This is a genomic window from Vibrio renipiscarius, assembly GCF_000827885.1.
Lineage (GTDB): Bacteria > Pseudomonadota > Gammaproteobacteria > Enterobacterales > Vibrionaceae > Vibrio > Vibrio renipiscarius.
Genome location: NZ_JTKH01000006.1, coordinates 500,215 through 521,628, shown reverse-complemented (window position 1 = coordinate 521,628; position 21,414 = coordinate 500,215). Strand labels below are relative to the sequence as shown.

Genomic DNA, 21,414 nt, shown 5'->3' with positions numbered 1-21,414 from the left:
CCATGAAAGGTTCAGTGATAAGACGGATGTACGCTGGCTTTGCATTGATCATTTTGATGTTCGCCGTATCCACATTCATGGCATTACGTGGAATGGAACAAATTCATCAACATTTTGCGAGCGTCACCAATACATCATTACCTCTTGTTTCGATATCGAATCAGACTAACGTTGCTCTCCTAACGGCGGATAAACTGTTCAAAGACTACTTAACAACACAAAGTTTTGAGCGCATGGACGTTATTCGTACCGAATTTGATAAGGCAAAAGTGCATTTCGACCGCACGCTGGTTGAACTTGAACAAGCCAGCGCAAATAACCCCGACCTCATCAACCGCATGGAACAAGTCAAAGCCATGGAACGTCGCTACTTTACTGAAGCGACGGAAGCGATGGACAACTATCGCAACATGTTTACCGCGCAAGAACTGGTTCAAAAATCGACGCGTCAGTTTCAACGCCTCCACTCAGAGCTCAGCTCTGGTATGCAAAAATACGTTGATAATCAGGATAAAATTGCCGTCAAAGTCATGGCAAGAAGCTATTTTGATAAGCTTAAAGACGCTGAAGTGATCACCTCCGACGCCCTGGCCAGTAGCGACACTGAGTTTGTCGCTAAAGCCGTCGCCAAGAACAAAAAAGCGGTCACTCATCTGAATTACGCATACCGTGGCTTATTGACTCAACTTCCTTCTCTTCAAGAAAAGTTTGACGCGCCCGTTGGCCAATTCTCTATCGACATCGGTCAAAAAGGCGGCGTACTGCACCAGCACGATAGCTATCTACGCTCTCGCCAAGCGCTCTACGACAACATTGCCAACTTAACTAAAGAAATCGACACCTCGATGGTACTGTTGAACTCATTCAGTGAAACGGCACAAAATAACCTCAATGCTTCTTTGAGCGACGCAGGCAAAGTTTACGACTCAGGATTGATTCGTTCGATCTTTTTGTGTCTTGTCGTTGTGGTCTTTGCCGCTGGCATTGGTTATCACATCGCTCATAGTGTCCGCACACCATTAACTCGAATTTTAAAAACACTAGAAGCATTAAGTGAAGGCGATATGACTCAACGTATCGAGATTCGCTACAACAATGAATTTAGTCGCGTAAGCGGGCACATTAATGATCTAGCGGACAATCTACATAACATTCTGATGCGCCTAAATGAGGCATCAGACAATCTAACCGATACCGCCAACAAAAACCAAACGACCCTAACAACGACGCAAACTCAGCTAAACCAGCAGCGCCATCAAACCTCAAGCGTTGCGACCGCAATGAACCAAATGACACATTCCGTCAATGAAGTCGCGCAAAGCGCACAAAGTTCATTGCAAATGGTTGGCCAAGTGGAAATAGCGTCTGAGCAAGGTCGACATATCATGGCCACAAATATCGCGACCATAAACCAACTTGAACACCGCTTAAACGAATCCGTCAACGCGGTTAAAGCACTGCAAGACATGAGCAGCAAGATCGGTTCAATTTTGGATGTAATTCGTAATATCGCCGAGCAAACTAACCTGCTTGCGCTTAATGCCGCCATAGAAGCCGCCCGCGCAGGGGAACAAGGGCGTGGTTTTGCCGTCGTGGCAGATGAGGTGCGCGTATTGGCGAAACGAACAACAGAATCCACCAGCGAAATTGAAAAAATGATCAGCGCACTGCAAAGCAGCTCAACGTCGGCAGGTGAAGTGATTCAAAGCTGTATGAATGATATGACTCTGTCGGTTGATCAAGCCTCTAACGCAAACAGTGCGATGGAAGAAATTCAATCTTTGATTATGGAGATAAGCCAAATGAGCGGCCATATTTCGGTCGCGGCCGAGGAACAAAACCAAACCGTCGGCGAAATCGCACTCAGTATCGAAGAGATCAATGAAATCGCGGACTCCAGCTATCGAGCCATGGCTGAAATCGCCAGCACCAGTAATAACCTGACACAACTGGCTAACCAGCAGGGTGAATTGGTCCATCGATTTAAGGTGTAATGCAGAAATATCCGTTAAATATTTGAACAAGGGCGATTTAATTGATAAATCGCCCTTGTTTTTTGTCGACTGCAGCATTATATCGTTAGAAAGGCTTGCTGATTTATCTATTCATTTTCCGTTTCGCAAGCCAAACATGAGGAACAACTATGGCCGTTCATGTTGGGATTATCGACCAGGACCCCATTCGATTAGTCACACCACTACTCGATAATCGTACCATCAGTCAGCACATCGTATTCATAGGTGTCAGAGCTCAAGAAGAGATTTACCACCGCCTTCATAGTGTGTTGGCCAAGCGCGATATTACCTCTGAATTTTTTGAAATTCCTAATGTGGCTAATACGTCTAAAATCAAGCAAGCCGTTTGCCAACTTGCCACTGAGCTTAAATCTCGAGGCGAAGAAGTAAAACTCAACGCAAGCTGTGGTTTGCGTCACCGACTGCTGTCTGTTTATGAAGTTTTTCGTAGCCTGCATTGGCCTATTTTTGTGGTAGAACCGAACAGCGACCGTTTGTGCTGGCTTTACCCTGAAGGCAAAGAAGACACACAAGTTGAAGACCGCATCACCATTGATGATTACTTAACCATCTTCGGTGCAAGAGGCGAATTTAACGAGCACGACCTCCCTCCTCAGCTTGATCAAAAACTGTACGAGCTTGGCGAACGCTGGGCAAGTAACGCGCTGGAGCTTGGCCCTGGCCTTGCGACGCTGAATTACCTCGCGACCACCTGCCGTAAAGAACAACGTTTAGACGTTGAATTATCGGATAAGCAACAAGGCTACCGTGAACTGAACATGCTACTCAGCGACTTGGTCGAAGCCGATATCGCGACGTATCAAGGCGGAATTTTGACCTTTACGAGCGAAGAAGCCCGTCGTTTCTCAAATGGCGAGTGGCTTGAGACGTTGGTGCACAGTACGGTACGACAAATCCAACAAGATATGCCGACGATCCAAGATCACTCGCTTAATGTGCAGGTATACCGCCAATTAGGTGAGCGTGAAGTTCGCAATGAATTGGATGTGGCGTCCGTTGTAAACAACAAGTTGCATATCATCGAGTGTAAAACCAAAGGCATGCGTGATGATGGCGATGATACGCTGTATAAACTAGAATCGCTGCGTGACCTACTCGGCGGCCTGCAAGCACGCGCAATGCTGGTGAGCTTCCGCCCGTTACGTTATAACGACATCACTCGCGCAGAAGATCTTGGTTTGGCGTTAATCGGCCCTGAAGAACTCAAAGATCTCAAAAATTACCTGACCAAATGGTTTGTGGAAGCCGGTGGCTCTGAAGACTGTTCAGACTGCTAACCGCAACGTATTGACGACGTCAATACGCAATAAAGCCAATAGCCTCGATTGATTCGAGGCTTTTTTATTTGATCTAAATCAAACGTACGCCATCCCTAACATGACTGCGATGTACTTTTAACATCATGCCGCTAGCATAAGCGCGTCATTTTGTTCGAGCATTGCTATGTCTTCATTACCTGTTTCATCTTTCTCGCGTACCTTTCTCAATATCGCTTTAAACCTCAGTTCTAATCGAACAAGTGAAGAGCAATACCAACAACTGGTCGAAGGGGTTAGTACGGTTTTTCCTTGCGATGCTTCGGCTTTGTTTATCTTAGATGAACAAGGGTTCCTAACACCGGTTGCGGTCAAAGGTCTCTCCGCCTCTATCTTAGGACGACGCTTTTACCCAAGTGCACATCCACGCCTTGAGCAAATAATGCATAGCCGCGATCCCGTACGCTTTGATGCCAATTGCCCACTGCCCGATCCATTTGATGGTGTACTACTCACCGAAGATCAAAGCATTGATGTCCATGACTGTTTAGGTTGCAGTCTCTATGTCGAAGGCCAGTTGGTGGGCGTATTGACCATGGATGCGCTTGCCGTTGGAGCCTTCGATAACCTAGACCGGGTTGAAGTCGAAACATTTGCCGCCCTAACTGCCGCCACGTTGCGTAATATCGCGCAGTTTAAACACCTCAAAGCGCAAAACCGCAAGCATCACTCCGTGACCCAAACGCTGATCTACCAAGCCCGCTCTCAACAAGGTGAAATGATTGGTTTTAGCCCACAGTTTGAAAAAATCCTGCAACAGACCGAAGGCAAAGGCATCAACGTTTATACCAACGGTGAAATGCTACCGGCACACGGTTACCCAGAACTGAATAAGTACCCTCACCTTGCGGGTAACTACGGGAGTGCATGGCAAAATCAGCAAAAAGAGTTTGCTAACTTCCCAGGCGCAATCGTAATGACCTCTAATTGCTTGCTGAATCCAGATGTCGGTCAATATGCTGATCGTCTATTCACGCGCAGCATCGTGGGCTGGCCGGGTGTGGCGCACCTTGAAGGGGATGATTTCTCTGCGGTGATCGAATGTGCCTTGAACCAAGCGGGTTTCCAATACAACGAAATTGAGCAAATGATCACGGTCGGGTTTGGCCGCAACGCACTGATGAACGCCGCGCCTGCGGTTATCGATCAGGTAAAACAAGGCAATATCCGTCACTTCTTCCTCGTTGGTGGCTGTGATGGTGACAAAGCGGAGCGCAGTTACTACACCGATTTCACCGCAAATGCGCCTGAAGATACGCTGATTTTAACTTTGGCGTGTGGCAAATTCCGTTTCAACAAAAATCAATTTGGCGACATCAATGGCATTCCTCGCCTACTCGATGTGGGTCAATGTAACGATGCCTATTCAGCCATCCAATTGGCGTTAGCGTTAGCGAGCGAATTTGATTGTGGCATCAACGAACTGCCTCTGACCTTAGTGCTGTCTTGGTTTGAACAAAAAGCGATCGTTATCTTACTCACTCTATTCGCTCTGGGCGTAAAAGGCATTTACACCGGCCCTACGGCACCAGCATTCCTCACTGACAATCTATTGGCGATCATTCAAGAGAAGTTCGATATGCGTGCTATCTCTAACGTAGAAGACGACCTTCAAGCCATTCTAGGCGCGTAATTGAGCGGCCTACTCTCACGCCGCTGGGAGTAGGTCTTTTAAGGTTTCTACCAACCCCCTTAAATTGGTGATAACTCTCATGAGCAAGCTGGCGAGCGTTTAATTGAACGTGAGTAATAGCACTTGCCACCACCACGTGATAACCGTAAACGAGATCAGATATGTACTTTGAATGGCAGGGGCCTAATCCCGTCCAATTGCGTTGCATCGACAAATATTTTGAAACGCCAGATACCATCAGCATTAAGCTCGCGCCGCTCGAATGCCAGCCAGCCGCGGCTAACCCTGTTACCTTTGACTTTAAGCCCGGTCAATTCATTACCATTGGGGTTGAAATTGCGCAAAAGATCGAATATCGCGCTTATTCACTCAGTTCCGTGCCTGAAGAATCTCATTTGCAGCTCACCATCAAACGAGTGGAAGCAGGCAAAGTCTCGAACTACTTGATCGATACGTTTCAAGTGGGTGACGTTCTGCTTGCGTTAGCGCCAAATGGCGAATTCAATAGCATCGACCATCCACCCAAACTCATTAATGGTAAACGTAAAGCACTACTCATTAGTGCCGGTTGTGGCATTACCCCTGTCTATGCGATGGCAAAACAGTGGCTGGAGAGCCAAATCGATATCGACGTTCACTTCTTGCATGTCGCGAAGTCCGCTCAGCACACGATCTATTTTGATGCACTTGAAGCGCTTGCCGTCACACACGACTCATTTCAGCTTTCGCTTCTATTAAAAGATGCCTCGGGAACCGCTCATCCACAAGGTCGATTAGACAAAGCATGGCTTGAACAACTCGTACCTGATTTGTTGGAACGCACCGTTTATCTGTGTGGCCCAAACCAGTTCATGCAAGACACCCGCGATAACTTACAAGTTTTGGCATTTGATATGGGTAACTTCTTTCAAGAAAGTTTTACCCCCGCCAAAGACGCTGAGATGTCATCAGAAGAAGCAGAACAACAGGTCAACGAAAAAAACGTGACCGTTTCGGTAGAGGCGTTTGGGAAAGAGATCGTCGCCCAACAAGGCGCGGTATTAGCTGACACTCTTGAAGCGGCTGGTTTACCACTCATTGTGGCCTGCCGCAGTGGTATTTGTGGATCATGCAAATGCAAAGTGACGCCAGGCTCGGTGAATAGCACGAGCCATGAAACACTGACCGCAGACGAGATTGAGCAAGGGTATGTTCTCGCTTGTTCGTCCACCATTGAGAACGATCTCGCCGTACAAATTGGTTAAGCGTCTTAAATCACGGCTCACTTTCAAACCGTAAAAAGCCCGCCATATTTCTATGGCGGGCTTTAACGTAACAGAGCGAGTTAATTCAACAATGCGTAATTAGTTCAACAACGCGTGATTAACTGTCGTCTTCAGTGAAGTTCGTTGGCAATGTCGTCTTCATTTGATTCCAAACGTGGCCACTATCGATGCCGTACTGACGCACAATCGCAGGGATCATCTCACGGTTGCCCGTTTCACAAACTTCGTATAGATCACGGTAGAATTTCAACGCCAATTGACGCGTTTCTGGGTTAGAGAAGTAGTAGCTACCCACACGGTCGTACAGCTTTTTCAAACCATTAAAAATTAGGCCGTAAATTTGATTACCTGAATGGAAGGCAAGACGTTGAAATAACATGTAATCGTAGTAATTAAATGTCTTAGCAATCAAAATAGCTTCACGTTTAAGTGGGTCTTTTTCACCATCATCTTTAATATGTGGGCGGATCTTATCGGCATATTGAGACGTCGTCATAAATGAATCCCACGACTCAGCAGTCACCAGCGCTTCACAAGATTCAATCACATTTTGCATCGTGCGCAGTGAGTTTTCTTTGTTCACTTTAAAGGCGTAACGCATAAAAATCGGGCTGATATTTGTACGTGCTGCAAGCAAATCTTCAACGATTGACGTCGCATTCTCAGCGTCTAAGGTCATCATAGTATCAAGAATATGCAAACCTGACGTTTCCATAAACTGATTTACTTTGGTTGGTTTTCCATGCTGTATCGTCAACCAGCCATCTCTCGCCAGTCTTTGTAGAACTTCGCGCAGTGTGGTTCGTGTCACACCAATTAACTCAGAAAGCTCTCGTTCAGCGGGAAGAATGGAACCAGGAGGGAAGCGCCCTTTCCAAATACTCTCAATTATGTATTTTTCTGCGAATCCTGCAGGGCTCTTTGCCTTTATGACCATTAAGATTTGTCCAATATTGTATTTATAGGGAATCTGATAAACTCATCATACCACTAGTTATTACCTATCGGAAACAAACGAACTGTAAACTTCTCGCAAAATAATAATAGAGTAATAACACTAAATATATTCAGGCAACGTTGCCTGTTGCATAATATTTCTGAAACGTAAAATAAAACAATTCTCGATTACCCCCCCCTCTGTAGGGCTTGTTATATAAGGCTCATCTATTCAATCTTATTTTGCGAAAACGCAAAAATATAACGACTTTTAGCCAATAAATAGCAGGGTAAATTATCATATTTTGAACTTTCGCATGTCGTGAGACATTAAATAGAACTTATAACAACTCTCATGTTACGCTAACGCAACTTTGATCGCGTTTTTTATAATTTTATTGCGGCGTATTTTGTCAATATAAACATAATCATTGACTAAATAATGTCGAAGAGTAGAGTGGCGACCAAAGTTTGAAGTGCTTGTCTTTTTCATGGAGTGGCTTGGCAAGACCGCATGACAGTTTTTCGGAGTGTCGTTTTCTAAGTCGCTGTTAAATTGGTTAGGTTATTTTCCATCCAATTATTAAATTCAAGCGTGCGCAGTGTCTATTTGAAACAACATTTAAGAGAAATTTAATCATGCCGATGTCACTCGGAAATGCATTTATTAAGAACTTTCTTGGTAAAGCGCCTGATTGGTACAAAGTTGCCATTATCTCATTCCTCATCATCAACCCGATCGTCTTTTTCTTTATCGATCCTTTCACAGCTGGTTGGCTGCTCGTTGCTGAGTTTATCTTCACGCTAGCAATGGCTCTAAAATGCTACCCTCTTCAACCTGGTGGTCTGTTAGCAATCGAAGCGGTTGCAATCGGGATGACCAGTGCGGATCAAGTCAAACACGAACTCGTGGCGAACATCGAAGTACTGCTTCTTTTGGTCTTCATGGTTGCTGGCATCTACTTTATGAAACAGCTTCTGCTGTTCATTTTCACTAAGTTACTGCTCGGTATCCGTTCGAAAGTACTGCTATCAATGGCGTTCTGTTTCGCCGCAGCATTCCTTTCTGCTTTCCTTGATGCACTAACCGTTATCGCGGTTGTTATCAGTGTGGCGGTTGGTTTCTACTCTATCTACCATAAAGTGGCTTCTGGCAACACGATTGGTGATCACGACCATACTCAAGATGAAACCATCACTGAGCTAACGCGTGACGACCTAGAGAACTACCGTGCTTTCCTACGCTCACTGCTTATGCATGCCGGTGTGGGTACTGCGCTTGGTGGTGTTATGACCATGGTTGGTGAACCACAAAACTTGATCATTGCTGACCAAGCTGACTGGTTATTTGCAGAATTCCTTATTCGTATGTCACCGGTTACCATCCCTGTATTTTTCTGCGGCATGCTAACGTGTGCACTGGTTGAGAAGTTCAAAGTCTTCGGCTACGGCGCAGAACTACCTGATAGCGTGCGTCAAATCTTAGTTGATTTCGATAACGAAGAGCGTAAAACGCGTACTAACCAAGATGTGGCAAAGCTTTGGGTTCAAGGTGCTATCGCTGTTTGGCTAATCGTGGGTCTTGCGATGCACGTTGCGGCTGTAGGCCTAATCGGTCTGTCAGTGATCATTCTTGCGACTGCATTTACGGGTGTTATTGAAGAGCACTCAATGGGTAAAGCGTTTGAAGAAGCACTACCGTTTACCGCACTACTGGCCGTTTTCTTTGCGGTTGTTGCTGTAATCATCGACCAAGAGCTATTTAAGCCAGTAATCGATGCGGTACTTGCTGTTGAAGACAAAGGTACTCAGTTGGCGCTGTTCTACGTCGCCAATGGTCTATTGTCGATGGTATCGGACAACGTATTCGTTGGTACGGTTTACATCAACGAAGTGAAATCAGCGCTTATCGATGGCCAAATCACTCGTGATCAATTTGACCTTCTTGCTGTTGCGATCAACACTGGTACGAACCTACCGTCTGTTGCAACACCAAATGGTCAAGCAGCATTCCTATTCCTACTTACTTCAGCACTTGCACCGTTAATTCGTCTTTCTTACGGACGCATGGTTATTATGGCGTTGCCATACACTATCGTGCTTGCGCTTGTTGGCCTAGCGGGCATTATCTTCTTCCTAGAACCGGCAACAGCATGGTTCTACGATGCGGGTTGGATTACTGCACACGTAGGTGACGCAACTCCAGCCGTTACTGGCGGTCACTAAATTTCCCTTGATTAGGGAACGTTTACACGTTAAAAAGCTCTGACTATTCAGAGCTTTTTTTATTTCTGGTAAAGGACAACATACGTGAACTACTTCTCGACACTAAAAACATTTTCCCAAAGCCGACTATCTTGGTCTCTTCTGTTTATCTTTATCGTTATCTTTGAAGCCTGTGCTCTTTTCTTTCAACATGGCATGGGGCTACCGCCTTGTGTGATGTGTATTTACGAACGTGTCGCGATGATGGGAATTGCTGGTGCGGCAATCATCGGCTTTATTGCCCCACAAAACTCGGTGATTCGTTACCTTGGCCTTGCCGCTTGGGGTGCGAGTGCGTATAAGGGCTTAGAATTGGCTATGCAGCACGTAGACTACCAATTCAATCCTTCGCCTTTCGCAACTTGTGATCTCTTCGTCACCTTCCCAACCTGGGCACCATTAAACAAATGGATCCCTGGGATGTTTGAAGCGTATGGCGATTGTGCTGAAGTGGTTTGGCAATTCTTAACGCTCTCGATGCCGCAGTGGTTAGTGGTTATTTTTGCTGGCAATCTCATCGCACTGGCGTTCATCATTGTGGCTCAGTTTGCAAAAAGCAAATAACACCTTAAGACGCTTTAATACCAATCAAGATAAGTAAACGCTCAGAAGCTTATGTTGATTGATCTCAATGAGGTTGTGCGACCTACCGACAAAATACAGACATAAAAAAACGCAGGCGAATGCCTGCGTTTTTTATACTTCATCATACGAACAATCAGTTCATATCTCGGCCTGGAGCAGGAGCAATAACCTCACGGTTACCATTGTGCCCTGGCGCGCTTACAATACCTTGTGCTTCAAGCTGCTCAACAATACGCGCCGCACGGTTATAACCAATCTTAAAGCGGCGTTGAACACCCGACACCGAACCACGACGTGATTGAACAACATGCTCAACCACTTGGTCAAACAATGGGTCGATATCTTCATCAGCTTCCATTGACTCACCCGGCAACAGGCTGTCTGGGCTCTGGTCGCCACTGATGATCTCTTCAATGTAATTTGGCTTACCGCGTGCCTTCCAGTTGTTCACCACCGCATGCACATCGTCATCGGAAGCGAAGGCGCCATGCACACGAATGGTATGGCTAGAACCTGAAGGTAAGTAAAGCATATCACCCATACCAAGCAGCGATTCTGCGCCACCTTGATCTAAGATCGTACGAGAGTCGGTTTTCGTTGATACCGTAAATGCCACACGAGTTGGAATGTTGGCTTTAATCAAACCAGTAATAACATCAACCGATGGGCGCTGTGTGGCCAAAATTAAGTGAATGCCCGCCGCACGTGCTTTTTGTGCCAATCGTGCAATCAACTCTTCCACTTTTTTACCGACCACCATCATCAAATCGGCAAACTCATCGACGACAACCACGATCGCGGGTAATTTTTCTAGCAACGGCGCTTCTGGGTCCATGCTATCACCCGGTTTCCACAATGGATCGTGGATTGGATGACCCGCATCGGCCGCCATTTTCAGTTTTTCGTTGTAGCCTTTTAAGTTACGTACACCCACCGCAGACATCAGTTTGTAACGACGTTCCATTTCGCCCACACACCAACGCAGTGCGTTAGACGCGTCTTTCATATCGGTAACGACTTCCGATAGCAAATGGGGAATGCCTTCGTAGATAGATAATTCCAACATTTTCGGGTCGATCATGATGAAGCGAAGATCCTCTGGGCCCGCTTTATACAGCATGCTCAAGATCATGACATTCACACCGACCGATTTACCTGAACCGGTGGTACCCGCCACCAATACGTGTGGCATTTTTGCGATGTCAGCGATCACGGCTTCACCCGCAATGTCTTGACCCAGTACGACTGTGGTTGGTGATTTGGCATCGATAAAGGTTTGACTACCCACCACATCTGAGAAATAAACCGTTTGGCGACTCATGTTAGGCAGCTCTAGACCAACGTAAGGTTTACCTGGAATCACTTCAACCACTCGCACAGCTAAAGCCGACAATGAACGCGCAAGGTCCATGGATAAGCTTGAGATACGGCTTACTTTCACACCCGGCGCTAAATCAAGTTCAAATCGAGTGATAACGGGACCTGGGAAGATATCCACCACACTCGCCTGGATTTTATAATCCGCCAGTTTTGATTCCACTAAACGGGCAATGCCTTCAAGGGCATCACGGTCAATATAGTTTTCTCGTTTTTCAGGATGGTAGAGCAACTCCAACGTCGGTAAAGGTTCAGCGGGTTTTGGTAAATTCGCATCTTGCTGTACTAAGAATGGATTTTGTTGCGCGACCACTTTCGCTTGAGCATCGGCCACTATCGATTGAAAAGCTGACACGTCTTGATCTTGTGTGCTCACGGCCACCGTTTCTTCTTCAAACGGCGCTGAATGTTGCGTATGCGTAAACTCGGGCGCTGCCGACGTATTCATCGCCGGATCGCTAGGTTGATGAGTGGCTGGCGTATCGACCAAAACGTTCGGCGTAGCAGGCTCGAAACCGGCCTCAGTTACCCCTTCAGGGGAAGAGTCTGTAGCCAGATCGGGTGATGCTGGTGACATAGGCGGCATAGCGTCATATTCGGCACTCGATGCACCGTCTGTGCTGAATTCATGCCAAGGCAAATCCAGTTCGTCCACCGGAGCCGTTGGTTCTGACGCAGCACTTGCCACCATCGCGGCGGCAGAAGTGGCACCCGCGCCTGTCACCATGGCAAGATCTTGTGCCACTGAAGGCAATGGCGAGCCGTCGGTAAACCCTAGCGCGGAATGGGATTGGATATTTAAGGCATCGGCGTCAGGCGTCGCATCTGAAATGGCACCTTGTTGCCAAGGGGCAACCACTTGATCAGCATTCTCTTGCTCTGCCATATCATCGGCATTGTTCGCATCTTGCTCTAATTGCTCAATGGTCGCTTCAAGTTGACGAGTACGCTCTACAAACGGCGCACTAGATTCTGGTTCGACAGGCGCTTGTTGGCTATGCGGCGCCGTAGAGAAGAACTGAGCCTCCTCCATTTCATCACGCATGTCTACAGGGTTATGTACTGGTACCGCATCATGATTAAACGACGGCAAATCCATTTCATCAATCGATTCAGGAGTGCTATCAAGTGAGAACGTCGGCTCGATTCTCCCCTCTTGTGCGATGTCTTCAATCACTGGAGGCTCAATGCTCTCAGTCGCATTTGCCGATGGCATAGCGACGACTGCTGTCGCTAACGTCGCCGCTTCCGGCATATGAATATTGTATCGACGTGGTGCTTGAGCAGGTTCAATGCGTTCCTCAGCCTCACGAACCTCGTGAGCATGAGGCGACGTAACCGGACGAGAGAAATCCGCAATCGGCTGAAGTTTCGGTTCAATCACTTCATCTTGCTCTCCACGGATGCGATTAAAGAGACGCGTAAATCCGGAGATCGCCGCATGGCCTAACCAATCGACAATCGTTAACCATGAAATCCCCGTCAGCAACGTGAAACCTGCCCCCCAAAGGAAAAGCAACACCAACGTTGTGCCTAATACATTTAATGTAGGCAACGCCAAACTGGTCAAGACATCGCCAATTACGCCACCAGAAGAGAAATACCAAATATCATCGAAATTGATATCGGCTAACGCGCAACTCGTCAGGACTAAAATGCTAAAGCCAAGAAAACGCGTGCCCCAAAGCATAAAATCGAGAGGGTCATCTTCATCGCGTTTACGCAGTAGGATCCACGCCGTCAGCGTGAATAGCAATGGAATGGTGTAAGCCAATGAGCCAAATGAAAAGAACAGTGTATCCGCAAACCACGCGCCAACCATACCGCCAGCATTAGCGATATCGCCCGCCCACGCCGTTTGGGACCATGATGGATCCGCTGGGTTAAAGGTCAGTAACGCGACATAGAGAAGAATGGAAGCCAATACCGCCACAATTAGGCTGCACTCCTTCAAACGCTCTGGGCCCGATAGACGAGTCGCCAGAGGCTCTTCCCCTGTTTTAATGATTGTTTCAACTTTGACGCTGTTCTTTTTGAACATAACTTACTTATCTTTATTAGGAAAAAAATAGCCCGAGCGGCAAGACCACTCGGACTATAGATTTAACCATATCGAAGCTAAAAACCCAATTGTCTAACGTCAGAATATCGAAAGGGATGCAACCTCAATCACTCTCTGAGTATGACAATGGTGAACACTGGCCAAAAAAGCCTCGAATTAACGGACTTTTTACAAGCTGGTAAGCAAATTTGCTCACACGGTCCCATCTTGCTAATGAACGAAATTAGCGGGTTTTAATAACGAGTTGATTGGTTTGTTTGACTTCTTCCATTACTACGTAAGTACGTGTGTCATTCACACCAGGTAAACGCAGTAAGGTATCGCCCAGTAGCTTACGATATGCACCCATATCCGCTACTCGCGTTTTTAATAGATAATCGAAATCACCAGAAACGAGGTGGCATTCTTGAATGTCATCCAGTTTTTGAACCGCGGTATTAAACTGCTCAAACACATCTGGCGCACCACGATTCAACGTGATCTCAACAAATACCAATAGAGACGCATCAAGGTATTGAGGGTTAAGTAGCGCTGTGTAACCCGTGATGTACCCTTGGCGTTCAAGACGGCGTACACGCTCTAAACATGGCGTTGGAGACAAGCCCACACGCTTTGATAATTCTACATTTGAAATACGACCATCTTTCTGCAATTCATTAAGAATATTGCGATCGATACGGTCTAGATCCTTGGACGGCTTCTTATTGTTGTCTGCCATTTTTTATTCCACCTTATTACTTCCTTGCAAAAATATATACTACATCTTTTTAATATTAAGCATAAAATGTTACACATTTATTCGTATACTAGATATTAATTCGACAATTCTACCCTACATACAGTTATTACAACCAAAAAAAATGAGGAGTCAGGATGATCATTGGCGTACCAAAGGAAATCAAGAACCACGAGTACCGCGTTGGCATGATTCCAGCTAGCGTTCGCGAGCTAGTGTCTCAAGGTCACCAAGTTTTTGTTGAAACCCAAGCCGGAGCTGGCGTCGGATTTTCAGACGATGATTACATCGCTGTAGGCGCATCCATTCTTCCTACTGCTGCTGACGTTTTTTTGAAAGCAGAAATGATCGTTAAGGTCAAAGAGCCTCAATCAATCGAGCGTTCAATGCTCCGAGAGGGGCAGATATTGTTTACTTATCTGCACCTAGCTCCAGATTTTCCACAAACTGATGAGCTAATCAAGAGTAAAGCCGTCTGTATAGCATACGAGACTGTAACAGATTATATGGGTCGCTTACCACTACTTGCACCAATGTCCGAAGTCGCAGGACGCATGTCTATCCAAGCTGGGGCTCAAACACTGGAAAAATCCCATGGTGGCAGTGGTTTATTACTGGGTGGGGTTCCTGGGGTCGAACCGGCGAAAATCGTAGTAATTGGAGGGGGTGTCGTCGGTGCGAACGCGGCTAGAATGGCGGTAGGTCTGCGTGCCGATGTAACGATTATTGACAGAAACATTGATGCGCTTCGCAAATTAGACGAAGAGTTTCAAGGCCGAGCAAAAATGGTGTATTCGACTGAAGATGCCATCGAAAAACACGTTCTACAAGCCGATCTTGTTATTGGCGCGGTATTAATCCCCGGTGCAGCCGCACCAAAACTCGTCACCAAAGCACATATCAAGAACATGAAACCCGGCTCTGCTGTGGTTGATGTCGCGATCGATCAAGGCGGCTGTTTTGAAACCTCTCATGCCACCACGCATGCGGACCCAACTTATATCGTCGATGAAGTGGTTCACTACTGCGTTGCTAACATGCCAGGTGCTGTCGCTCGTACCTCAACCTTTGCACTCAACAACGCCACGCTGCCTTATATCGTTAAATTGGCGAATAAGGGCTATCGCCAAGCCTTGCTTGAAGATAAAGGCTTCTTGGCCGGACTCAATGTCATTCACGGTAAAGTCACGTGTAAAGAAGTGGCGGAAGCATTTAACCTAGAATACGTTGAACCAACAACCGCGATTGAAATGTATAACTAATGCATTCGCGCCATCTGTCTAGAGTCGTATCCCCTGCTTCACAATACGATTCTAGACATTCTATTTTTATGACTGCAAGTGCTTATAAAAAAACAAGTTAAGTACTATCCCGATTTTTGGCCCGCCAAAACCTTCGCCTCATAAGCACTCAAAAAACAGATGAATGCTCTTTTGGTTATGCCGATTTTCTCGTGGTACCGCTTAAAACCTGCATGTATTAAAACCAACGCTCTAACGAGGTTTTGTCTAAATGACGAAACGCACGATTGAGGACGCGGGCAAGCTCTTTATAACGTGGGCGAGCTTTTAATGGCTCAAGAGCGTAACCACTTTCAAGTATTTTTTGATGCAGTTCTCGATACCATCCCGCCAATGACGGTGGAAGCTGAGTATTTGCACGGTTACCTAACCACCACATCCCTTGAATCGGCATGCTGATCGCGAACAAAGCCACAATCACCGCCTGTGGTAGCGCTTGGTGGTTAGAAAATACCATTTGTGTTAACACACTGATTGCCGCAACCGCAGGCATCACCTTCATCCCAAAGCGCGTCGCTTTGATCATGCGTTGCTCTGGAAATAGTGGCGCAAGCTCTTTGCGTACAGGCCAAGTGTCCATGTACTTTTGTCCATCACGTAAGCTGTGAACGATGCCGACTTTATTATTCATAAGATTCTCTCGCTTCCAGTACTAGGCGCTTCACTTAAAATAAGTTGAAAGATTCAACTAAACGCGTAAAAAATTGACGAAAGTTAATATTCTTTCAAATTTTTTTTGTTATCTTTGTCTATTATCGCTATCCTTGGCACGCCCTCAATCTCATTGTTGCTCTTATTTACAATTTAGGCAACGTTGAGAGACATCTGCAAGGATTGCATAAGTTGCTTTCATGGTAAAGCGACCTCTTTTATACACGGATTTTAGCGCTTTTAAGCAAGAATGGTTACGCAGTTGATAATAGACTCGACTATTCTTGTGGTTAAATTTCATCCTAACTGATTTATATCAGACGATTAACAGGTAGTCATACATGTCTAAGCTAGTTTTAGTTTTAAACTGTGGTAGTTCTTCTCTTAAATTTGCGATTGTTGATGCAGAAACTGGTGCTGAGCACCTAACCGGTCTTGCTGAGTGTCTTGGTCTTCCAGAAGCTCGCATGAAGTGGAAACTTGATGGCAAGCACGAAGCTCAACTAGGCGCAGGCGCAGCTCACGAAGAAGCACTAGCGTTCATGGTTGAAACTATTCTTGGTTCTAAGCCAGAGCTTAAAGCTAACCTAGGCGCGATCGGTCACCGTATCGTTCACGGTGGCGAGCAGTTCACTCAATCAGCACTTATTTGTGATCAAGTTCTTAAGGGTATCCAAGACGCTGCGACTTTCGCACCTCTACACAACCCAGCTCACCTAATCGGTATTGAAGCAGCTAAGCACAACTTCCCTGAGCTTCAGAACGTTGCTGTGTTCGACACTGCGTTCCACCAAACTATGCCTTCTGAGTCTTACCTATACGCTCTACCGTACAACCTGTACAAAGAGCACGGCATCCGTCGTTACGGCATGCACGGTACTTCTCACCTATTCATCACTCGTGAAGTAGCTGGTCTACTAAACAAGCCAGTTGAAGAAGTTAACATCATCAACTGTCACCTAGGCAACGGCGCATCTGTATGTGCAATCAAGAACGGTCAATCTGTAGATACTTCTATGGGTCTTACTCCTCTTGAAGGTCTAGTAATGGGTACTCGTTGTGGTGACCTAGATCCTGCGATCATCTTCCACCTACACGATGCACTTGGTTACTCTGTTGAGCAAATCAACAACATGCTAACTAAAGAGTCTGGCCTACAAGGTCTAACTGAAGTGACTTCTGACTGTCGTTTCGTTGAAGACAACTACGGTGAGAACGAAGCAGCGACTCGTGCGATGGATGTATTCTGTCACCGTCTAGCTAAATACGTTGCTGGTTACACTGCAACTCTAGAAGGTCGTCTAGACGCAATCACTTTCACTGGCGGCATCGGCGAGAACTCTGGCCCAATCCGTGAAATGGTTCTTAACCGTCTAGCTATCTTCGGTATCGAAGTAGACAGCGAAGCAAACCTTAAAGCACGTTTCGGTGGTGAAGGTACTATCACTACTGCAAACAGCCGTATCCCAGCAATGGTTATCTCGACTAACGAAGAGCTAGTTATCGCTGAAGACACTGCGCGTCTAACTGGTCTTTAATAGACTCAACTGGCTAGCCTCGGCTGGCCAGTTTTCCCTATAAATAAAATTTTTAGGGGCTCAACTCCTATTCTATGAGTCGTTATGGAATACGTAATTGAGCTTTTAATCATCCAATAATGTAAGGTAATTAGTCGATGTCTCGTACTATTATGCTTATCCCTACTAGCGCTGGTGTTGGTCTTACTAGTGTTAGCATGGGTGTTCTGCGCACTATGGAGCGCAAGGGCGTTAAAGTTTCTTTCTACAAGCCTATCGCACAGCCACGTTCTGGCGGCGATCAACCTGATCTAACTTCAACTATCGTTGGCGCAAACAGCGATATGCAGATCGGTACTCCACTACAAATGTCTGTTGCTGAAAGCCTAATCGGTAACGACAACATGGATGAGCTTCTAGAAACTATCGTTGAACGTTACAACCAAATCAACAAAGATGCGGACGTAACGCTAATCGAAGGTCTAGTACCAACTCGTAAGCACCCATTTGCTAACCAAGTGAACGCGGAAATCGCGGCAACGCTTGGCGCTGAAATCGTATTGGTTGCGACACCTGGTCTAGATAACCCGACTCAACTTAAAGAGCGTATCGAAGTAGCATGTTCTAACTTCGGTGGCACTAAAAACAAAAACATCTCTGGTGTTATCATCAACAAGCTAAATGCACCTGTTGACGAAGCTGGCCGTACTCGCCCAGACCTATCAGAAATGTTTGATGATGCAGACAGCGCGCAAACCAACGAAATGAAAGTGATGGAAATCTTCCACACTTCTCCAATTCGTGTGCTTGGCTGTGTGCCTTGGTCTATCGATCTTATCGCAACTCGTGCTATCGATATGGCTCAACACCTAAACGCTGACATCATCAGCGCAGGTGACATCAAAACTCGTCGTATCAAGAGCATCACGTTCTGTGCACGTTCACTACCAAACATGATTGAGCACTTTAAACCAGGCTCTCTACTTGTGACTTCTGCTGACCGTCCTGACGTTATCGTTGCAGCGGCACTAGCAGCAATGAACGGTGTTGAAATTGGCGCGATCCTATTGACTGGCGGTTACGATATCCCAGAAGAAATCGCGACTCTATGTAAGCCTGCATTCGATACTGGTCTTCCAATCTTCAAAGCGCAAGGTAACACTTGGCAGACTTCGCTGAACCTACAAAGCTTCAGCATTGAAGTACCTGCTGACGATAAAGAGCGTATTGAGTTCATCAACGATCACGTTGCAGGTCACATCGACGGCAACTGGATCGAGTCAATGACGGAAGGTTCTGAAAAATCTCGTCGTCTAAGCCCACCAGCATTCCGTTACCAACTTACTGAGTTCGCTCGTAAAGCTGGCAAGCGTATCGTTCTTCCTGAAGGTGACGAGCCACGTACAGTGAAAGCGGCAGCAATCTGTGCTGAGCGCGGTATCGCTGAATGTGTGCTGCTAGGTAACCCTGATGAAATCCGTCGCGTTGCAGCGCAACAAGGCGTTGAACTAGGTGCTGGCGTAACGATCATCAACTCTGATGAAGTTCGTGAAAACTACGTTGCTCGTTTGGTTGAACTACGCGGCGCGAAAGGCATGACTGAAGTTGTGGCTCGTGAAAAACTTCAAGATTCTGTTTTCCTAGGCACGATGATGCTTGAAGCGGGTGAAGTTGACGGTCTAGTTTCTGGTGCGGTTCATACCACAGCAAACACGATCGTTCCTCCGTTCCAAATCATCAAAACTGCACCTGATGCGTCAATCGTATCTTCTGTGTTCTTCATGCTACTACCTGATCAAGTATTGGTTTACGGTGACTGTGCGATCAACCCAGATCCAACGGCTGAGCAACTTGCTGAAATCGCTATCCAATCTGCTGATTCTGCAGCGGCATTTGGTATCGAACCACGCGTAGCAATGATCTCTTACTCTACTGGTGAATCAGGTAAGGGTGCAGACGTTGATAAAGTACGTGAAGCAACTAAGCTAGCTCAAGAGAAGCGTCCTGATCTCATCATCGACGGTCCTCTACAGTACGATGCTGCTATCATGGAAAACGTTGCTGCTTCTAAAGCACCAAACTCTCCAGTAGCCGGTAAAGCGACTGTATTCGTATTCCCAGACCTAAACACTGGTAACACGACTTACAAAGCAGTACAACGTTCAGCTGACCTAGTTTCTATCGGTCCAATGCTTCAAGGTATGCGCAAGCCAGTAAATGACTTGTCTCGTGGCGCTCTAGTAGACGATATCGTGTACACAGTAGCTCTAACGGCTATCCAAGCGGATCAAGCTGACCAAGCGAACAAATAATTATTGCCTAATTCATTATTGAATTGAGTAATTGAAAAGCCTCCAGAGATGGGGGCTTTTTTGTATCTTAAATTCAATGATTTAACGCACCTAAAGACATAGCCATTTCAGCCGATTATGGCCATGGCATTGTTTGGATTGATCAAAGGAGGCTTTAAACAGGTATAAATGATTGCGAGCAAAATGCCACTGGCAGAGTAGACGAGCGTTAACCATACTTGTTGAACGAGCCCTTCTCAGTGAGCACTGCCGAGAAGGAAAAAGACGAAGGAGTGTACAATGAAGAATGATCTTGAACCCAGCCTCATACTACGCGCTTACGAATCCATCATCCGACATGGCACCCAAACGGAACGAGGCAAAATTTATCAAGGCGTCGAAGCGTACTCTGACTACGATGGGTATAACGTCTATCTAAAAAGTAATGGCGTTGAGCTTTCCGTCGGTTTTCACAACACCTACCATTTTAATTATGAACAGAGCCACAATAAGGACTCGTTCATCGCTAAAATAGCGCTACTCGCCAAATAATAGCAAAAGCCAGAGAAACCAAAGCCCCGAGAATCAAACTCTCGAGGCCAAAACGGATATCCCCCCAAAGGACGTCGTTCCTGGCCTATCGCATAGACTTGAAGTGAACGATTTCTAGTTAAAACTTATATCGAATGCCTAGCACAAACCCTTCATTGGTATAGTCGACGTCATCAAACTCAGCAACGCGGTAGCGATAGCCGACACCGATGTCGTATTGATCCACCATATAGCCAATCTCGATCCCGACTTGATAGATAATCTCGGAATCAGAGGCAGATTGCCCACCCGCCTTCACCTTGCCAGACATCGACCCAACACCCAGAATGAAAGCACTGTAAATGTTGTTGTTTGCTTCAATAAACTTAGGTCTAGCGTTAAAAAAATACGCGTCCCCTTCCACACTCTGTCCTGAGCCAAAATCGGATTTTCCAAAATTTTGATATTCAAGTTCAAAACCTAGATCAACCGTTTCAGACACCAAAAAGCTGTAACCGGCAAAAACATTAAAACCAAGATCGTTATTCTCATCGATGGTCACGCCTTCATATTTCAAGCTGGTTTTATCATTAAACGATAAACTCGCGCCGCCATAAAAATAATCATCAGCAAATACACTCGAACTGAATAGCAGCAAAAAAGGTAGTATTTTTTTCATCAATGCGTCATCCATAACCATAAAATCAACGCCTTATACTAACCATACACCCTGGCTAATAACATGGTGTATTCTTAATAAGTCATTGTTTTATTTAACATGCGATTGAATGCGCATTCTCCCGTAGTCACAACTGTCAAATTCATCAATTATTAGTCAGGGCCATTCAGAGCTTACTGACTACGCAAATTTATGCGCTTCACGTGATTATTTAGGCGTAATTGTTACACCTG

15 protein-coding genes are annotated in these 21,414 nt (G+C 46.0%); 10 read left to right on the top strand and 5 right to left on the bottom strand.

The annotated features are described in order from the left end of the window. Positions 1-2: 2 nt before the first annotated feature. The 4 genes from OJ16_RS05565 to OJ16_RS05550 all read left to right on the top strand — a co-directional run bounded on the left by OJ16_RS05565 (position 3) and on the right by OJ16_RS05550 (position 6,229). Entirely contained in the window at positions 3-1,994 is a 1,992-nt protein-coding gene (locus OJ16_RS05565; protein WP_040988215.1) for a methyl-accepting chemotaxis protein, read from the top strand. Positions 1,995-2,143: 149 nt separating this feature from the next. Then, positions 2,144-3,313: a DUF1887 family protein gene (locus OJ16_RS05560; protein WP_040988214.1), complete on the top strand. Its 1,170-nt coding sequence runs from the start codon at positions 2,144-2,146 to the stop codon at positions 3,311-3,313. Between the two features lie 166 nt (positions 3,314-3,479). Further along, positions 3,480-4,985: a hydroxylamine reductase gene (gene hcp, locus OJ16_RS20205; protein ID WP_152613822.1), complete on the top strand. Its 1,506-nt coding sequence runs from the start codon at positions 3,480-3,482 to the stop codon at positions 4,983-4,985. A gap of 161 nt (positions 4,986-5,146) precedes the next feature. Then, complete coding sequence (locus OJ16_RS05550; RefSeq protein ID WP_040988212.1) at positions 5,147-6,229, top strand: hybrid-cluster NAD(P)-dependent oxidoreductase; 1,083 nt, start codon at positions 5,147-5,149, stop codon at positions 6,227-6,229. A 118-nt stretch (positions 6,230-6,347) separates the two neighbouring features. Here OJ16_RS05550 and fadR read toward each other — a convergent pair whose 3' ends face one another. Then, complete coding sequence (gene fadR / locus OJ16_RS05545) at positions 6,348-7,187, bottom strand: fatty acid metabolism transcriptional regulator FadR (RefSeq protein WP_040988210.1); 840 nt, start codon at positions 7,185-7,187, stop codon at positions 6,348-6,350. A gap of 638 nt (positions 7,188-7,825) precedes the next feature. On the opposite strand from fadR, the gene nhaB reads away from it, so the two are divergent. After that, on the top strand, positions 7,826-9,412 hold the full coding sequence (gene nhaB / locus OJ16_RS05540) for a Na(+)/H(+) antiporter NhaB (RefSeq protein ID WP_040988208.1): 1,587 nt from the start codon (positions 7,826-7,828) through the stop codon (positions 9,410-9,412). Positions 9,413-9,496: 84 nt separating this feature from the next. Next, positions 9,497-10,015: a disulfide bond formation protein DsbB gene (dsbB, locus tag OJ16_RS05535; RefSeq protein ID WP_040988206.1), complete on the top strand. Its 519-nt coding sequence runs from the start codon at positions 9,497-9,499 to the stop codon at positions 10,013-10,015. A gap of 154 nt (positions 10,016-10,169) precedes the next feature. On the opposite strand, the gene OJ16_RS05530 is transcribed toward dsbB, so the two are convergent. Both OJ16_RS05530 and lrp read right to left on the bottom strand, forming a co-directional pair. Beyond that, complete coding sequence (locus OJ16_RS05530) at positions 10,170-13,454, bottom strand: DNA translocase FtsK 4TM domain-containing protein (protein WP_040988204.1); 3,285 nt, start codon at positions 13,452-13,454, stop codon at positions 10,170-10,172. A gap of 244 nt (positions 13,455-13,698) precedes the next feature. Further along, positions 13,699-14,193, bottom strand: coding sequence for a leucine-responsive transcriptional regulator Lrp (lrp, locus tag OJ16_RS05525; RefSeq protein ID WP_006710825.1), 495 nt, complete (start codon positions 14,191-14,193; stop codon positions 13,699-13,701). A gap of 155 nt (positions 14,194-14,348) precedes the next feature. Here lrp and ald point away from each other — a divergent pair, with 155 nt between their 5' ends. Further along, a complete protein-coding gene (gene ald, locus OJ16_RS05520) occupies positions 14,349-15,473 on the top strand; it encodes an alanine dehydrogenase (RefSeq protein ID WP_040988200.1) in 1,125 nt (374 codons plus the stop codon). Between the two features lie 217 nt (positions 15,474-15,690). Here the strand turns inward: ald and yfbV are convergent, their stop codons facing one another. Beyond that, the gene (yfbV, locus tag OJ16_RS05515) at positions 15,691-16,143 is read right to left on the bottom strand and encodes a terminus macrodomain insulation protein YfbV (RefSeq protein WP_040988198.1); all 453 of its coding nucleotides are present in this window, start codon (positions 16,141-16,143) and stop codon (positions 15,691-15,693) included. A gap of 361 nt (positions 16,144-16,504) precedes the next feature. On the opposite strand from yfbV, the gene OJ16_RS05510 reads away from it, so the two are divergent. The 3 genes from OJ16_RS05510 (at position 16,505) to OJ16_RS05500 (ending at position 20,523) form a co-directional block, all read left to right on the top strand. Continuing rightward, a complete protein-coding gene (locus OJ16_RS05510; RefSeq protein ID WP_040988196.1) occupies positions 16,505-17,701 on the top strand; it encodes an acetate kinase in 1,197 nt (398 codons plus the stop codon). A 137-nt stretch (positions 17,702-17,838) separates the two neighbouring features. Further along, positions 17,839-19,992, top strand: coding sequence for a phosphate acetyltransferase (gene pta, locus OJ16_RS05505; RefSeq protein WP_040988195.1), 2,154 nt, complete (start codon positions 17,839-17,841; stop codon positions 19,990-19,992). A 279-nt stretch (positions 19,993-20,271) separates the two neighbouring features. Then, positions 20,272-20,523: a DUF3081 domain-containing protein gene (locus tag OJ16_RS05500; protein WP_040988193.1), complete on the top strand. Its 252-nt coding sequence runs from the start codon at positions 20,272-20,274 to the stop codon at positions 20,521-20,523. Between the two features lie 118 nt (positions 20,524-20,641). Here OJ16_RS05500 and OJ16_RS05495 read toward each other — a convergent pair whose 3' ends face one another. Further along, positions 20,642-21,181 carry an outer membrane beta-barrel protein gene (locus OJ16_RS05495; protein WP_040988838.1) on the bottom strand — a complete coding sequence of 180 codons (540 nt, stop codon included), beginning with the start codon at positions 21,179-21,181 and terminating at the stop codon, positions 20,642-20,644. Between the last annotated feature and the right edge of the window lie 233 nt (positions 21,182-21,414).

Coding starts and splice junctions, on each gene's coding strand:
- hcp (WP_152613822.1), top strand. CDS start 3,480: ATGTCTTCATTACCTGTTTCATCTTTCTCGCGTACCTTTCTCAATATC.
- yfbV (WP_040988198.1), bottom strand. CDS start 16,143: ATGAATAATAAAGTCGGCATCGTTCACAGCTTACGTGATGGACAAAAG.
- lrp (WP_006710825.1), bottom strand. CDS start 14,193: ATGGCAGACAACAATAAGAAGCCGTCCAAGGATCTAGACCGTATCGAT.
- OJ16_RS05510 (WP_040988196.1), top strand. CDS start 16,505: ATGTCTAAGCTAGTTTTAGTTTTAAACTGTGGTAGTTCTTCTCTTAAA.
- OJ16_RS05495 (WP_040988838.1), bottom strand. CDS start 21,181: ATGAAAAAAATACTACCTTTTTTGCTGCTATTCAGTTCGAGTGTATTT.
- fadR (WP_040988210.1), bottom strand. CDS start 7,187: ATGGTCATAAAGGCAAAGAGCCCTGCAGGATTCGCAGAAAAATACATA.
- OJ16_RS05500 (WP_040988193.1), top strand. CDS start 20,272: ATGAAGAATGATCTTGAACCCAGCCTCATACTACGCGCTTACGAATCC.
- OJ16_RS05530 (WP_040988204.1), bottom strand. CDS start 13,454: ATGTTCAAAAAGAACAGCGTCAAAGTTGAAACAATCATTAAAACAGGG.
- nhaB (WP_040988208.1), top strand. CDS start 7,826: ATGCCGATGTCACTCGGAAATGCATTTATTAAGAACTTTCTTGGTAAA.
- OJ16_RS05550 (WP_040988212.1), top strand. CDS start 5,147: ATGTACTTTGAATGGCAGGGGCCTAATCCCGTCCAATTGCGTTGCATC.
- OJ16_RS05565 (WP_040988215.1), top strand. CDS start 3: ATGAAAGGTTCAGTGATAAGACGGATGTACGCTGGCTTTGCATTGATC.
- OJ16_RS05560 (WP_040988214.1), top strand. CDS start 2,144: ATGGCCGTTCATGTTGGGATTATCGACCAGGACCCCATTCGATTAGTC.
- ald (WP_040988200.1), top strand. CDS start 14,349: ATGATCATTGGCGTACCAAAGGAAATCAAGAACCACGAGTACCGCGTT.
- pta (WP_040988195.1), top strand. CDS start 17,839: ATGTCTCGTACTATTATGCTTATCCCTACTAGCGCTGGTGTTGGTCTT.